11 protein-coding genes are annotated in these 15430 nt (G+C 40.5%); 10 read left to right on the top strand and 1 reads right to left on the bottom strand.

Annotation, left to right across the window (positions count from 1 at the left end; genetic code table 11):
* Nucleotides 1–57 precede the first annotated feature (57 nt).
* The 6 genes from MMU05_RS16625 to MMU05_RS16600 all read left to right on the top strand — a co-directional run bounded on the left by MMU05_RS16625 (nucleotide 58) and on the right by MMU05_RS16600 (nucleotide 5370).
* Complete coding sequence (locus MMU05_RS16625) at nucleotides 58–276, top strand: DUF2683 family protein (RefSeq protein ID WP_241142804.1); 219 nt, start codon at nucleotides 58–60, stop codon at nucleotides 274–276.
* Complete coding sequence (locus MMU05_RS23175) at nucleotides 266–601, top strand: type II toxin-antitoxin system RelE/ParE family toxin (RefSeq protein ID WP_241142803.1); 336 nt, start codon at nucleotides 266–268, stop codon at nucleotides 599–601. The genes MMU05_RS16625 and MMU05_RS23175 overlap by 11 nt, the downstream gene beginning before the upstream one ends.
* 153 nt (nucleotides 602–754) lie before the next feature.
* Complete coding sequence (gene cysS, locus MMU05_RS16615; protein ID WP_262917693.1) at nucleotides 755–2245, top strand: cysteine--tRNA ligase; 1491 nt, start codon at nucleotides 755–757, stop codon at nucleotides 2243–2245.
* The gene (locus MMU05_RS16610) at nucleotides 2235–3215 is read left to right on the top strand and encodes a M28 family peptidase (protein ID WP_241142802.1); all 981 of its coding nucleotides are present in this window, start codon (nucleotides 2235–2237) and stop codon (nucleotides 3213–3215) included. The genes cysS and MMU05_RS16610 overlap by 11 nt, the downstream gene beginning before the upstream one ends.
* A 25-nt stretch (nucleotides 3216–3240) precedes the next feature.
* Entirely contained in the window at nucleotides 3241–4266 is a 1026-nt protein-coding gene (locus tag MMU05_RS16605; RefSeq protein WP_241142801.1) for a LacI family DNA-binding transcriptional regulator, read from the top strand.
* 36 nt (nucleotides 4267–4302) lie between these two features.
* A complete protein-coding gene (locus tag MMU05_RS16600; RefSeq protein WP_241142800.1) occupies nucleotides 4303–5370 on the top strand; it encodes an aldose epimerase family protein in 1068 nt (355 codons plus the stop codon).
* Between the two features lie 6 nt (nucleotides 5371–5376).
* Here the strand turns inward: MMU05_RS16600 and MMU05_RS16595 are convergent, their stop codons facing one another.
* On the bottom strand, nucleotides 5377–6393 hold the full coding sequence (locus MMU05_RS16595) for a LacI family DNA-binding transcriptional regulator (RefSeq protein WP_241142799.1): 1017 nt from the start codon (nucleotides 6391–6393) through the stop codon (nucleotides 5377–5379).
* 398 nt (nucleotides 6394–6791) lie between these two features.
* Between MMU05_RS16595 and MMU05_RS16590 the strand changes: the two genes are divergently transcribed.
* The 4 genes from MMU05_RS16590 (at nucleotide 6792) to MMU05_RS16575 (ending at nucleotide 15427) form a co-directional block, all read left to right on the top strand.
* On the top strand, nucleotides 6792–9806 hold the full coding sequence (locus MMU05_RS16590) for a SusC/RagA family TonB-linked outer membrane protein (RefSeq protein WP_241142798.1): 3015 nt from the start codon (nucleotides 6792–6794) through the stop codon (nucleotides 9804–9806).
* A gap of 11 nt (nucleotides 9807–9817) precedes the next feature.
* Nucleotides 9818–11305 carry a RagB/SusD family nutrient uptake outer membrane protein gene (locus MMU05_RS16585; protein ID WP_241142797.1) on the top strand — a complete coding sequence of 496 codons (1488 nt, stop codon included), beginning with the start codon at nucleotides 9818–9820 and terminating at the stop codon, nucleotides 11303–11305.
* Between the two features lie 113 nt (nucleotides 11306–11418).
* On the top strand, nucleotides 11419–14262 hold the full coding sequence (locus MMU05_RS16580) for a sugar-binding domain-containing protein (protein WP_241142796.1): 2844 nt from the start codon (nucleotides 11419–11421) through the stop codon (nucleotides 14260–14262).
* Between the two features lie 22 nt (nucleotides 14263–14284).
* Entirely contained in the window at nucleotides 14285–15427 is a 1143-nt protein-coding gene (locus MMU05_RS16575; protein WP_241142795.1) for a hypothetical protein, read from the top strand.
* The last annotated feature ends 3 nt before the right edge of the window (nucleotides 15428–15430 follow it).

The following is a 15430-nucleotide window of genomic DNA, read 5'->3' as shown; positions in this document are numbered from 1 at the left end:
AACCACCAAAATTTATTTTTTTCGTATATTCAAATGAATTTCAAAAAATGAGTGGGTATGCAAACTTTAAATATTAAAGCCTTTACTAAAGATGATGCTCAGGTAAAAGCTATCAAAGAATTTCTAAAATCCCTAAAAATTGATTTTGAGGTAATCGATCAGAAAGAATATCAAGAATTCTTATCAGAAGTCCAAAGCAGTTTAAATCAAGTCAATAAAATCCAAATGGGTGAATTGCCTAAACAGTCAGCAAGAGATTTTTTAAATGAAATATGAGGTTTTACTCACTGATGATTTTAAGAGATACTTCAACAGACTTTTAAAAAAGTATCCATCTCTTAAAAATGATTTGTCTCAACTTATTGAATTACTTGAAATCAATCCAAAAAACGGAATTCCTTTAGGAAACGGCCTTTTTAAAATCCGTCTATCAATCAAATCTAAGAACAAAGGTAAATCCGGAGGCGCCCGTGTGATTTATTTCTTGATTGCAAATAACTTCGAAATCTACCTTATCCACATTTTTGAAAAAAGTGAATTTGAAAATATACCGCTATCAATTCTCAATGAAATGGTGAAATCTGCAGGTTTGATTAAGTAAGGATTGTAAAATCGAATTCATTTGCCTTTGAAACAACAATCACCTATTTAAATTCTCAACCCAACCCATTTCTTTTCATTCCCGATTTCTATTTTCTATTTTGCGTCCTCATTTTAAATACCTTTATTCTTTGGTATTCCGTACCCTTATATTATGACTCATAATCTAAAAATCTACAACACTCTTTCCCGCAAGAAAGAAGATTTTGAACCGATCAACCCGCCTTTTGTTGGCATGTATGTCTGCGGTCCTACCGTCTATGGCGATGCGCACCTTGGCCATGCGAGACCGGCAATCACTTTTGATACTGTCAATAGATACCTTACGCATCTTGGCTATCGTGTACGCTATGTCCGCAACATTACTGATGTAGGACATTTGCAGGGTGATGCGGATGAGGGTGAGGACAAGATTGCCAAAAAAGCAAAATTGGAGCAATTGGAACCGATGGAAGTGGCGCAGCAATATACTGACACTTACCACCGTGACATGGAGGCGCTCAATACATGGAAGCCAAATATCGAACCAAGGGCAACAGGGCATATTCCTGAGCAGATCACTTTGGTTGAGAACATTTTGAAAGAAGGTTTGGCGTATGTGGTCAATGGTTCGGTGTATTTTGATGTATTGAAATACAATGAAACATACGAATATGGAAAGCTTTCAGGCCGGGTTTTGGATGAGCTGATCAGCGGAAGCCGTGACCTTGACGGACAGGGTGAGAAAAGAAATTCTGTTGATTTTGCTTTGTGGAAAAATGCTTCTCCCGAGCACCTGATGAAATGGGAATCACCTTGGGGCACGGGCTTCCCGGGTTGGCACCTCGAGTGTACTGCCATGAGTTCCAAGTACCTTGGAAAGCAGTTTGATATCCACGGAGGCGGGATGGATTTGATGTTTCCGCACCATGAATGTGAAATAGCACAGGGCAATGCCTGCAACCATCAGGACCCTGCCAAGTATTGGATGCATAACAATATGATCACAATCAACGGACAGAAGATGGGCAAATCATTGGGTAATTTCATTACCCTTCAGGAGCTTTTCACCGGAGACCACAAACTCCTGGAGCAAGCCTATAGCCCGATGACGATCCGTTATTTCATATTGACGGCCCATTATCGGTCCACTTTGGATTTCTCCAATGATGCCCTGAAAGCCGCCCAAAAAGGATATAAGAAAATCATCAATGGTTTAAGAATTGCGAAGAAACTTGAATTTGTAGCCGACGATGCCATAGCATTAGATACAGAACAGATCAAGCAGGTCCAAAGCAGCATCAGCAATGCTTACCGTGCGATGGATGATGACTTCAATACTGCGCAGGCCATTGGTCATATTTTCAATTTGTTGAAAAAAATCAATTCTGTCTATACAGGTCAGTTGAATGTAGGGGTGTTTGGCCAGGATATTTTTGACCAAATGATCCAGACCTATGTGATTTTTGTAGAAAAAATATTGGGTCTAAAAGAAGAAGTTGCCAATAACCAACAGGGGCTTTTGGAGGTTCTGCTGAAACTTTATACCGAATCAAAAACTGCCCGCAACTATGCCAAAGTGGATGAAATCAGGTTGGGTTTGAAAGAATTGGGCATCGTGGTTAAGGACATGAAAGACAAAATCGATTGGGCATATGAGGAGTAATTGGGGAATATACATTCTTGCATTCATCTTCCTTTGGTCTTGTAATGGAGACAAAACAACAGACACTGTTCAAGTGCCTATTGTTTACAAACCTGTTCCTGATTTTGTGGCCGACTCTGCTTATGCCTACATTCAAAAACAGGTGGATTTCGGTCCAAGAGTTCCAAATACAGAACCGCATAAAAAAACAAAAGAGTGGTTTGTCCAAAAATTTGAAAGCTTTGGATTGGACGTTCAGACACAGGATTTTCAGGCCAAAACCTATGACAACCAACTTTGGAATCTGACCAATGTCATTGCTTCTTATAATCCTTCGGCAAAGAAAAGGGTTTTATTGGCAGCCCATTGGGATACAAGAAGAATCGCTGACAAGGACACAGAAAGAATTGACGAACCAATAGATGGTGCCAATGACGGCGGTTCGGGTGTTGGTGTGCTATTGGAGATTGCCAGGATTATCAGCATTTCTGAGCAAAAACCTGAAATAGGGATTGATTTTATCCTTTTTGACGGTGAAGATGATGGAGAACCTGAACATACCTCCTTCTCCAATAATGCACAGGTTTGGTGGTGTCTCGGTTCTCAACATTGGTCCAAAAATCCTCACCAAGCAGGCTATTCAGCCTACTACGGCATATTAGTAGATCTTGTCGGGGCAAAAGGTGCAAGGTTCTACAAAGAGGGAAATTCCATGCGCTATGCCAAAAACATTGTCAATAAAGTGTGGAATTTTGCCTCAGAATTGGGATATTCAGACTTCTTTATCATGGAAAATGCTCCTGAAATCATCGATGACCATGTTTTTGTCAATAGAGATGCAGGGATTCCGATGATAGATATCATTGAATTTTCTCCAAGGGCAGGATTTGGTCATTACCACCATACCCATATGGACAATATGGAGATAATTGATAAAAGAACGCTTAAGGCAGTAGGCCAGACAGTTTTATTCACTGTATACCAAGAATAAAAATCCTAAAAACCACCACCAAATCATGAAAAAAGGCCATCAGGTTACAATGAAAGAGATCGCCAAAAAACTTGGCGTGTCGGTCTCTACTGTTTCCAGGGCGATGAAAGACTCGCCCGAACTCCATCCCGATACCAAAAAGCGTATCGTGGATATGGCCAAAAGCATGAATTACCAGTATAACCTTTTGGCACAAAGTCTAAGGATCAGCCGAAGTAAGGTTTTGGGAGTGATAGTACCTGAATTGACTTCCCATTTTTTCTCGAGCAATATCAGCGGAATCCAGGATACTGCATATAAGCGTGGCTATAATATCATGATATGCCAGTCCAACGAATCCTTCGAACAGGAAAAAGCCAACATCCGGACTTTGGTGTCTTCGCAGGTTGACGGTCTATTGATTTCCCTTAGCAGGGAGACCAAAACTTACGAACACCTACAGGACATCTATGACCGAGGAATTCCTTTCATCATGTTTGACAGGGTGACTGAAGAAATCCCTGTATCCAAAATCACGGTGGACGATGCACATGGAGCCTATTTGGTGGTCAAGCATCTTTTGGATCAGGGATGTAAAAAGATCGCCTATTTTTCAGGACCTGAGGACTTATATATCAGCAAGAAGAGAAAAGAGGGATACCTGGAAGCTTTGGCGGAATATGGGATTAGTGAAAAAGACAGCATGGTTTATTTTACAGACCTGACCCCTGAGATGAACCGCAAAGTAACTTTGGAAATGCTGGAAAGCGGCGATCTGCCGGATGCTATATTTGCAATGATTGATCCTGTGGCAGTCGACGTCATGATAGTGCTAAAAGAAAAGGGCATCAAAATTCCCGATCAAATTGCCCTTGCCGGGTTTACAAACAACCCTACCTCAGCAGTGGTGGAACCTTCCCTCACGACGGTTTCACAGCCTGGATATGAAATGGGCCAACTTGCTGCCAATCATTTGCTTGATCAGTTAGAAGAAATTGTCTCTGACGATCCGCAGTCATTTGTGTTATTGACCACCTTAGTTCCACGTAATTCCTCTCAGAAAAAATCATAAAGCCTTAAATGGCTTTTTTTATAACCAAACCAGCCTATGCAACCTGTCCTGACTTCCAAAACATTTGGATTTTCTCCCAAAGGAGATGAAATCCATCTTTTTACATTCAGCATTCCCGATCAAATTGAGATTTCTGTAATGAACTATGGTGCGACTTGGACACATCTTTTGGTTCCAGATAGAAATGGAAAAATGGAGGATGTAGTGTTGGGGTTTGATACCTTGGAAGGCTACCTTCAAAAAGATTATCAAGATCATTATTGCTATATCGGATCGACGATTGGAAGGATTGCCGGAAGGATTACTGACAATCGGTTCCATCTGGAAGGAAAAACATATGAACTTCCGGCCAACTTAAACGGCATTCACCTACATGGCGGAATGGAAGGATGGGATAAGAAAGTCTGGAAATCAGAACCATTTGAAACCCATAATTCGGTGGGAGTCACTTTTTATTACCAAAGCCAAGATGGTGAGGAAAATTATCCAGGCACCATTGACATTTGGGTGACTTATACATTGGATGAAACAGGCAGGCTTGAGATCAGTTATAAAGCGAGCTCCGATGAGAAAACAATCATCAATCCCACCAACCACGCCTATTTTAACCTGACGGGTGATTTCTCCAAAACAATCGAGGGGCACGGATTCTTTATAGACGCAGAGAAATACCTTCCAATGAACCAAAACAGCTTACCGACAGGGGAAATCGCAAACGTCGGCGGAACTCCATTTGACTTTAGAAACCTCAAAACAATCAATGAACCTATTCACCGGAATCATCCACAGTTAGACCTTGCGGGGGGAATCGACCATTGCTTTGTCCTCAATCAACCTGAGGATTGTGTTGTACTTTATGACCCAGAATCAGGGAGAAAATTGACCCTTTCCACCACCGAACCCGGACTTCAAGTATATACCGGTAATTATCTTGGAAATAATTTCAAAGGAAAAAATGGTCTTACTTATGGCAAGAGAACTGCTATCTGCCTGGAGACCCAACATTTCCCGGATTCCTGCAACCATCCCGAGTTTCCATCCATACTCCTGATGCCCGAAGAAATCTTTCAATCGAGGACACAGTTTGTATTTACGGCAGAGTGATGGAGATTAACTGCTTTCCCTTACAATAAGGTTTGGTTTGATTATTTCAGTTTTAAAAATGAATTCATTTTCGTCTTCACAATTGATTTCTTTTAAAATCAATCTCGCCGCCAACTGACCTATTTCAAAAGAAGGTTGCGCCATCGTGGTTATCGAAGGACTGACATATTTGGTAATGTCATCGTTACCAAATCCGGCGATGGCCAATTCTGTGGGTATTTTGATACCCAATTCTTTTGAAACTGCTAAAACTCCTATAGCCAGAATATCCGCAAAGCAAAAGACAGCGTCAGGCCTTATATCCAATTTCCAAAGTTCCTTAAAAGCATCGCTTGAATAATCAGCATTAAAATCAGAAATCTCAACAACCAAATCTTGGTCAAAAGGAATTCCGTTTTCTTCCAATGCACTCTGGTAGCCTAAAAACCTATCCATGCAAACCGTCAATGACAACGGTCCACCGATATAAGCAATTCTTTTTTTACCTTTTTCTATCAAATGATTTACAATACTTTTTGCCCCAAAAAAATCATCTGTTTTTACTTTTGAAAGTGGGAGCGTTTCGCATACCCGTTCGAAAAGTAAAACAGGAATTCCCCTATCCACAATATGCTCAATGTGGGCAAAATCCTGGGTTTCTTTTGAAAAAGCGATCAAAATCCCATCTACCATACTGTTGGCAAGGATTTCCACTATTTCAACTTCCTTTTGGTAAGATTCTGCCGATTGAAAAATCATCACTTTATACCCTTTCTTGTAAGCAACACTTTCAATCCCGGAAATCGAGTTGGACCAAAATTGTCGGTTAATTGTCGGTACCACTACACCAAGGACTTTAGATGATTTATTGATCAGGCTCCTCGCCAAAAGATTGGGATGATAATCCATCTCCTTGGCGATCCTCATTACTGCCAACTTTGTTTCTTTACTTATTTCGCTTGACCCTCTCAAAGCACGCGATACGGTTGCAGTAGAAATATTGAGTTCCTTGGCAATGTCCTTGATGGTGATGCTTTTTTTCATGGTTCAAGCAATTTGATGATTAATTTAGAAATTATACGGAAATAAAAAATCCGGAGTAACAATTTCAAAAAAATACTATCCATTTTTTGCATTTCAATCACCCGATCAAATGGATTTGAAAGGTTATTCTACTCAGAAATCAAGTCAATGACCAAGAAAAGACTTGAAAAAGAAAAAAACGACAAAATCCCAATTATCAAATCGTTAACAATTCAGTTAAGTAATTGCCAAATTTTCAAATGTAAACGTTATCGATAACGTTTACGATATAATAATTTATTTTTTTTAATTTTTTCATATTTATATTTTACCAATTGTTCATACATTGAAATATTATTCTGACTTGTCATTAAGTACATTTTCCCAGAACCTTAACAATTAACCTAAATGACCAAATTATGAAACAAAAATTACTAATGCTGATACTTGTGTTTATAAGTATTGGTATCCATTCAGCCTCAGCCCAAGAGGTATTGGTGCGAGGTAAGGTGTTAGATGAAAAACAATTGCCATTGCCGGGTGCCAACATCCTGGTTAAAGGAACCACAGTAGGAACGGTCACTGATATTGATGGCAATTTTTCTATCAGTGCGCCCAATTCTTCATCGGTTCTAGTGATTTCTTTTTTGGGGTATTTTACCCAAGAAATCACCATAAATAACAACAATACCATCTCTGTCTCCATGGTACCCAATATGGATGAATTGGGTGAATTTGTAGTGACGGGATATGGCACACAAAGAAAAATTGAAACTACAGGGTCAATTTCTTCAGTAAAATCTGCGGAAATCATGCAAACCCCTGTTGCCAATGTCGCCCAAGGACTCCAAGGAAGGGTAGCCGGACTTCAAGTAGTACAAAACTCCGCAGCTCCGGGAGGAAATGTGAGTGTAAGGGTACGGGGAACCAACTCGATTAGAGGCAGCTCGGAGCCGCTATTTATTGTGGACGGGGTCCAATTCAACAACGGCGGCGGAGTAAATGACCTAAGTCCACTATCAACCATCAACCCAAATGACATTGCGTCAGTAGAGGTGCTTAAAGATGCGTCCTCCACAGCAATATATGGTGCAAGGGGAGCAAACGGCGTGGTAATTATCACTACCAAAAGAGGAAGCGCCGGAAGAACGGTATTTTCCTTGGACAGTTACTACGGTATGCAACAACCCATCAAACAAATTGAAATGCTTAACGCATCCCAATTTGCAAGTTTGGAAAATGAAGTTTACAAAAGAGATGTGTTCCCTAATCCCGACGCCGAGGGAGAAGGAACAAACTGGCAGGATATAATTTTTAGAAATGCCCCTATCCAAAGCCATCAACTTTCCCTATTGGGAGGAAATGAAAAAACCCAATTCGCTATTTCAGGTAACTTTTTTGACCAACAAGGAATCGTTATCAATTCTGATTTCAGAAGGTATTCCCTCAGGATAAATCTGGACCATAGGATTAATGACAGGTTCAAAATCGGTACAAGTTTATTGGGAAGTCAAAACATAAACAACACCATACCTACGGGATCCACTAGCTTAGACGGTGCTGCAATCACTACAAGTATCGTAGGCGCTGCATTAGGTGCACCTCCAACATTGAAACCTTACGATGCCAATGGTAAATTATGGCCTTTCGGAGATCAGGTCGCAGGTGGCTACCGTGAAGTGACCAACCCATTGGGACTGGCAGAAATCCTGAACAAGACCAATATCCAGCAGGTTTTGACCAACCTTTATATTGAAGCCAAGCTTGCTGAAGGCTTTACCTACACAGCATCGTTCAATGCTGTTTTGAGAAATGACCTGAACGATTTCTATTCCCCGATCTCAATTATTGCCCTTGGAGACAGAAATGCTACTTCAGGAAACGGAAGGAAGTTCAACCGGGATCAAAGCACTTTGCTGCATGAAAGTATATTTACTTATAGCAAAAAGTTTGGTACCGACCATAGCCTCAGGTTTACAGGTTTGTTTTCTACCCAATCAGACGAAGTAAGAACCAACCAAGCGACAGGGGCAGGATTTCCCAATGATGCGACGACCAATGAAGCACTTCAGGTTGCCACCATTTTTTCTTCGAGCAGTTTTCGGGCTACTGAAAGGTTGGACAGTTACATGGCAAGGATCAATTATGGCTACAAAGACAAATTGTTTTTTGACCTGACAGCAAGGGCAGATGGATCAAGCAAATTTGGTAAAAACAACAAATACGGATTTTTCCCTGCTGCATCGGGAGCATGGAGAATCAGTGAGGAGTCATTTATGAAATCAAGCTCCGTCATATCTGATTTTAAATTGAGAGCTTCCTATGGAATTACCGGTAATTCAGGAGCCATTTCTCCCTATCAATCTTTGGCGACTGTCGGACCGGGTTCCTCATACAATATCGGAAATGCATTTGTGACGGGTCTTGCGCCCACAGGCATTGCCAATCCTGATCTTAGATGGGAAAAATCCTACCAATCAAACATTGGTATTGATGTAAGCTTTTTGAATGACAGATTCAGTTTGGTCGCAGATTACTATAATAGGACTACAAGGGATTTGTTATACCTGAAAAATCTACCGATCAGTTCAGGCTACAGTTCTATAATCGGCAACTTTGCCGAATTGGAAAACGAAGGGTTTGAAATAGCCATCAATGCCAATCTCGTCAATAAAGCCTTGAGATGGGATGTTTCCGGTAACATGTCTTTCAACAGAAACAGGGTCGTCGGCCTTGATGGCGATGTGGACGAGCAGTTTGTCACTCCCTACAGTGTAGTCTCAGTCGGGTTGCCTCTCGGTGTATTCAAAACTTTTGTCTTTGACGGTATTCACCAAACAGGGGATCAGATTTTGCCAGGTTCAGGTGGGAGAATTGGAGGACATAAAGTAAAAGATGTCAATAATGACGGTGTGATTTCCAATCTTGACCAGGTCATCACAGGTGATCCAAATCCGGATTTTATCTTTGGATTTACGAGCAATTTCGCTTACAAAGCATTTGACCTCAACTTCTTTGTCTCTGGCTCAGTAGGAAATGACTTGTATAATATCAGTAGGTATACCTTTGAAAACCCGCTTGGGCAGCGAAATGTTCTAAGAGGCTTGGAGGACAGATGGTCGCCTACCAATCCTTCCCAGGAATTTGTAAGTGGCTTCCAAGGAGGAAGGCTGCCGATATCTGATCGTTTTCTGGAAGATGGTTCCTTTGTCAGGTTGAAAAATATCACTTTGGGATATTCCCTTCTTGATCTCAAAGGAATTTCCAAACTGAGATTCTATGTAAGTGCCAACAACCTGTTGACAATTACTGATTATTCCGGATTTGATCCTGAGGTCAATACCTTCGGTGGTTCCAATGTCGCAATAGGTGTAGATAACCTCGTTTATCCAACAGCCAAATCCTTTATCGGGGGAATCCAAATCACATTCTAAATCACACGACAATGAAAAAATTCATAATCCATATCTTTATTTCACTCATTGGAATCGGTTTGATTTCTTGTGAGCTTGAAGAGGAAGTTTTTTCCAATATCACCACCGAAAACTTCTTTAAAACTCCCGGCGATGCAGAGACGGCTCTTATTTCTGCCTATGATCCCATTGCCACCATGTACAGCGCGGCAGCCCATGCAGTAGATTTCAGCACTGACCAGATTTATCCAAGACCGGTCGTTGCCAGAGATACCTACACCTTGTTTACCTATGATCCAAATTTCTCTTCCCAGAAAAGCTTCTCCAGAGAATTCGAATCTCCTGTTCAAGTGTGGAGATCATGCTACACAGGGATTGAAAGGGCGAATTGGGTACTTCTCAAAGTTCCTGATATCACCATGAATGAAGCAAGAAAAACAGCCATTTTGGGTGAGGCATATTTTCTCCGTGCTTTTTATCATTGGATGTTGACCAAAAATTTTGGTGAGGTTATAATTAAAACAAAACCAAGTACAAGTGAAGCCGAAGTTTATAATGGAAAAAGCACAATACCTGAAGTCTATGCTCAAATATATTCTGACCTAGATGCTGCTATGTTGGCTTTGCCCTCATTCAGTCAACAAGTCCCTCAATTTGGGAGACCTTCCAAAGAAGCTGTCATGGCACTTTATGCCAAAGCAGCTTTGTATAATAAGGATTACCCCAAGTCCTTACAGATGGCTGAGTCAGTAATTAATGCAGGAACTTACAGGCTATTGGACAACATTGAAGATGTATTTGATGCGACTAAAGAGACTTTGGCAAGAGCTGAAAACATATGGTCATTTGAGAGCATAAGGGCTGTTCCGGGTAGAACAAGCCAGGTTCATTCTCTTTTTGGACCCCCAAATAGTGCTGGGGTAGAATACGGAAACGCTTCATTCGGATCTGCATTTGCCTACCAAAAATTTTATAATTCTTTCGATCCGGCAGATGACAGGAGAAAACTTCTAGCAACCTCTTACATCAATAGAAGTGGCGTGGTAGTGCCTCAGGCAAGCATCACTCCTATTACGACTGAAGGCGTACTGGTCAGAAAATTCCGGGATCCAAATTCTATCGGAGGAGCCTATGAAACCAATTTGACTATAATAAGGATGGCCGATGTATATCTTATCGCGGCTGAAGCTGAAGCTTTGGCTGCTAACGGAGCTACTACAAAAGCTTACAATTACATCAACACAGTGAGAAGAAGGGCAAAGCTCGGAGATTTAACTCCCGGCTTGTCTGTCACCCAATTTGTAGATGCTGTCATTCAGGAAAGATCCTGGGAATTGTTTGCTGAGGCTGACAGATGGTATGACCTTACCAGGACCGGAAAATTTTTGACTTTGGTTCCATTGGCAACAAATAATGTGTTTCCAACTAGAACACCCCAACCAAAGCACCGATTTTTCCCAATTCCATTGGATGAGGTTATGGCCAATCCAAACTTGGAACAAAACCCTGATTGGAATTAATTATTCATTATATTAAATCGGAGATGGGTTTCCCATCTCCGATTTAACCCCTATTGGGGATTTACCTAAGTTCGGTTTTATAACTTAGACCTAAAAAAGCTAAAAGCCCAAAAATGAAAGCCAACCTTTTCAATTTATTTCTTCTTGTTCTTATATCTCTCTACTGTTCTTCCAATTTTGCTTTTAGCCAAATTAAGAAGATTGATTCATTTTTGGATTTGAATGGCACTTGGTCATTCAAGATTGATCCTCACAATTCAGGGCTTGAAAATCAATGGTATCAACTCCAAGATTCAAATAATGGGGCTTGGGATAAAATGGAAGTTCCCGGCAATTGGGACTTAAGAAATGAATATGCCCATTATACCGGAAAAGCTTGGTATCAAAAAACTTTTGAATTACCCTCTGACTGGAAAAACAAAAACATCAAAATCCATTTTGAAGCTGTTTCCCACGATGCTACAGTATGGGTCAACGGAAAAATGATTGGAATAAATGACAGTGGTTTTTTGCCGTTTGAATTTGATCTTACTCCTTTTCTCCAACCTGGTCAAGTCAATAATGTCACTTTGTTAGTAGATAATACCAAAAAAACCGGAGCCATTTGGAATTGGGGTGGAATACGGAGACCTGTTCACTTGTCAGGGTCTGATGGAATCAGGTTGACAGGATATTATGTCACCCCGATTTATGATTACAGAAAAAATTCAGCCACTGTTCATTACAGACTGAAATTTAAAAATCATACGGCCAAAAACAGTGATGTCAAGGGAGAAATCCAGATCAAAAAAGAAGGTGTTCTCATCAAGAAGATTCCATTTGTCCACCAAACACAGGCTAACAGTGAAAATGAAATCCTACTGTCCACAAAATTAGACGGCAAACAAGTGAAAGCTTGGCACTTTGATTCACCGCATCTATACCATTCTGAAGTCATTTTCAATGATTCTGATATTCCGGCTGGGGTTCAAAGATTTGGTTTGAGGACAGTAGAATTGGATGAATCCAAAAAACAACTTTTGCTCAATGGAGAATCCATAAGGGCGATGGGATTCAATCTGGTACCTGATGACAGGACTACGGGCAATACCCTGCCTCTTTGGAGAATCAAGGAAGATATCGATCTCATGAAAGAAGCCGGAGGAAACTTGGCTAGACTTTCCCATCTTCCTTTGCCAAAGGAAGCATTGGACTACATGGATGAAAGAGGAATTATGACTTTTTCGGAAATCCCTCTTTGGGGTTTCGATCCCTTGGCTGATCCGAACAGCAAAGTCTCAAGAGAATGGCTTATCAGGTTAATTGATTCACAATATAACCACCCCTGCATCATCGGTTGGAATGTGGGAAATGAAATCGGTGATTACCCTGAAACATACAAATATGTGCAGCAGGCAATTGACCTTGCCAAATCTTTGGATTCAACAAGGCTGGCGACTGCGGTTTCACACACTGCACAGAGGCCAAATGATTTTTTGGTACATTCAGATCTAGGTCTGATCAATAAATATGGATCAAATCTCCTTCCGGTAACGGAAACCCAACACAATAATTTCCCTAATAAAATCCTCTTCTATTCAGAATATGGGATCGCACAATTTGGGGAAGACCTAAATTCAGATTTTGATGCCAAATCATTGATTGATCCACTGAGGAATTTAGACTATTTGATTGGCGCCTCCCTTTGGACTTTCAACGATTACAGGAGTAACTATAATGGCACAAAAGAATTTTCCGAAAACAGATCCTGGGGTGTCGTAGATGTATATCGACGAAAGAAAAGGGCATATTACAGCATCAGAAAGGAGCATGCTCCTGTAAAAAACCTCACCGTGTCAAGTATCTCCGATAGAGGTGCAGAAATTTCAATCATCCCTAGAGATTTCCTAGACCTTCCCTCCTTTGCGCTGAGAAATTACCGCCTTTTATGGCGCATCATGGATATTGAAGGGGAAATTCAGGAGTCAGGATGGGAAAATCTGCCCGAAATTATCCCCGGATCACCGACACTTAAAAGAAGAATCGATTGGAAATCAGGTGAGGGACATAAACTGGAAGTTGTTCTTTTGACTCCTCAGAATGATAATGTGGTAGATGCTTCGGTTTATTTTAAAACTCCAAAAATAATTCCTCCTATCGGAATATTTGGAGGAAGAAAACTTCAAAATGACATCCGGCCAAAGTCTGCCACCATAAGGGTTTTCCTTGATGAAAATCCCACAGCTGACTTTCATGCTGCCAAAGTAAAAATTGGCAATGGGGAAATAGAGATCGGTCCGACCTTTGAAAATTTTCTTGATATAGCAGACTTGGAATTCTCCACACCTTATGAATTGGAAGTTTTTGCAGTCAACTCGGCAGGAAAAACCCTCATTTTAAAACACACCATTGAAATCGACCCTAAAAAAATCATCCCGCCGGCCATCCGGCATATCGAAGCTACCAAGAATGGATTCTTTGTCGGATATGCCACCGAAGCAGATGATTTCCAATTCCGGGTGAGATATGCCAAAGAAAAGTACCTGGAGAAAAACAGCAAAACCATCACCACTACCAATCCCGGCTTGATTTTCATTCCAATTGACAATGCCGAACTACCTTACCATTTCCAGATTCAAAGGGTAAAGGATAATAATTTTTACAGTGATTGGTCCACTATTTATGATGTCCCTTTTGATCAAATCCCAAAACCCAAAGCTCCAAAAATCAACGGAGTTACCCGACAAAAAGGGGAAGCTTTGGTTCATTTCGACCCAGTTGCCAAAGCAATTGGCTATGACTTGGAGTACAGAGATGTCAGTAAAAAGGATGCTGTGTGGTCAAGGGTAAGTATATCCAAATCCCTCGCAGAATATGTTTTGATAGAAGGGTTAAATCCTAAATCAGATTACGAGTTCAGGATTTCTACCATTACCCTTGGAGGAAAATCAGATTATTCAGCAGCAATTCAAAAATAAAAATACCTGTCTAGCATATAAAATGGCTTTGAACCAATCCCATATCTCCCTTATTCATCTTATCATTCTTTCGATTGGGATGGATGCAGTTTTAGGTTTGGTACCAAAACAGAAAAGAGATGAATCAAATTTTCAAAAGGAATCAATCTTTAAAGTAGAGACAGATTCGATCCGATACGAAATATGGCTTGTGTCTGATCCAGGTAATCAGCCCGATCATTACTATGGCGAGATTTTCACGCCTGTTTGTTACAGCCGAACATGTTATCCTGTTTTTATAAATTACAGATGGGATCTTTTAGGGAATTATGAGAAATATGAACTTTCTGAAGGAAGGGTTTTAACTAAATCAGACCACGCTGAATTTGACAAGAAAGAGTACGAAAAGCTTGAGGAAATTTTATCAAATGAGAATTCCATCTTAAAAAATTACAGAGCAGATCAACTCGTCACAAGTACTGAAACCATAAATCCTACCGGCGTAGATGCCGTTACCGGTGCGACCATCAAATCGATCCAGAGAGAAGTCATTTCCGGTGCAGTGTATTCCTGCTATACGCTTTGGCACATAGCACATGGTGATATCAGCGAAAAATTGAAACAGCATACTGAAAATCTCCTGATAAGCGATAGTCTTTTGATTCAATTTTTGCAAAGCTCAAATCACCATTATCAGTATTGGGCCATTGATAATACTTTGATCGGTGGTCAGATTAAGGAGGGGAAATTTAAAGAACCAATGCTGGACATCCTCGATGGGGAAAATGTTTTTGCTGCCAATTATTTGCTGAAAGTACTTTCCCCTGAGGTCTTCAATGAGAAGGATGAGCAACAAAGGCTAATGGAAAGTTTTTTGAATGGATCCTATCCTTTGCAAGTATCCATTTTGAAAAAACTCAGTCAGATAGAAGTAAATCCGGGAACCTCATCTGTACTTGTTAAGCACCTGCCTGAAACAGGAGATGAACAAAAGAAATTGATTTTTGGCTTATTGGCCGAAGAAAAAAACCTGGATCCAAACAGCCAAAAAATCTTAATCGAATTTCTCCTTCAACCGAAATGGGAAATGGAAGTCCTCGGGATTCTCAAAAATCAAAAAAACCTTTCGCCTGAGATAAAAGGAGAATTGGTTGCTTTTTCTGAAAAAGATAAAACATTAAAATAAAGT

The sequence above is a fragment of the Cognataquiflexum rubidum genome (assembly GCF_022538115.1).
In the GTDB taxonomy this organism is placed as follows: domain Bacteria; phylum Bacteroidota; class Bacteroidia; order Cytophagales; family Cyclobacteriaceae; genus Cognataquiflexum; species Cognataquiflexum rubidum.
Note: the sequence above shows the minus strand (reverse complement) of the source record. Positions and strands in the feature narration are given on the sequence as shown.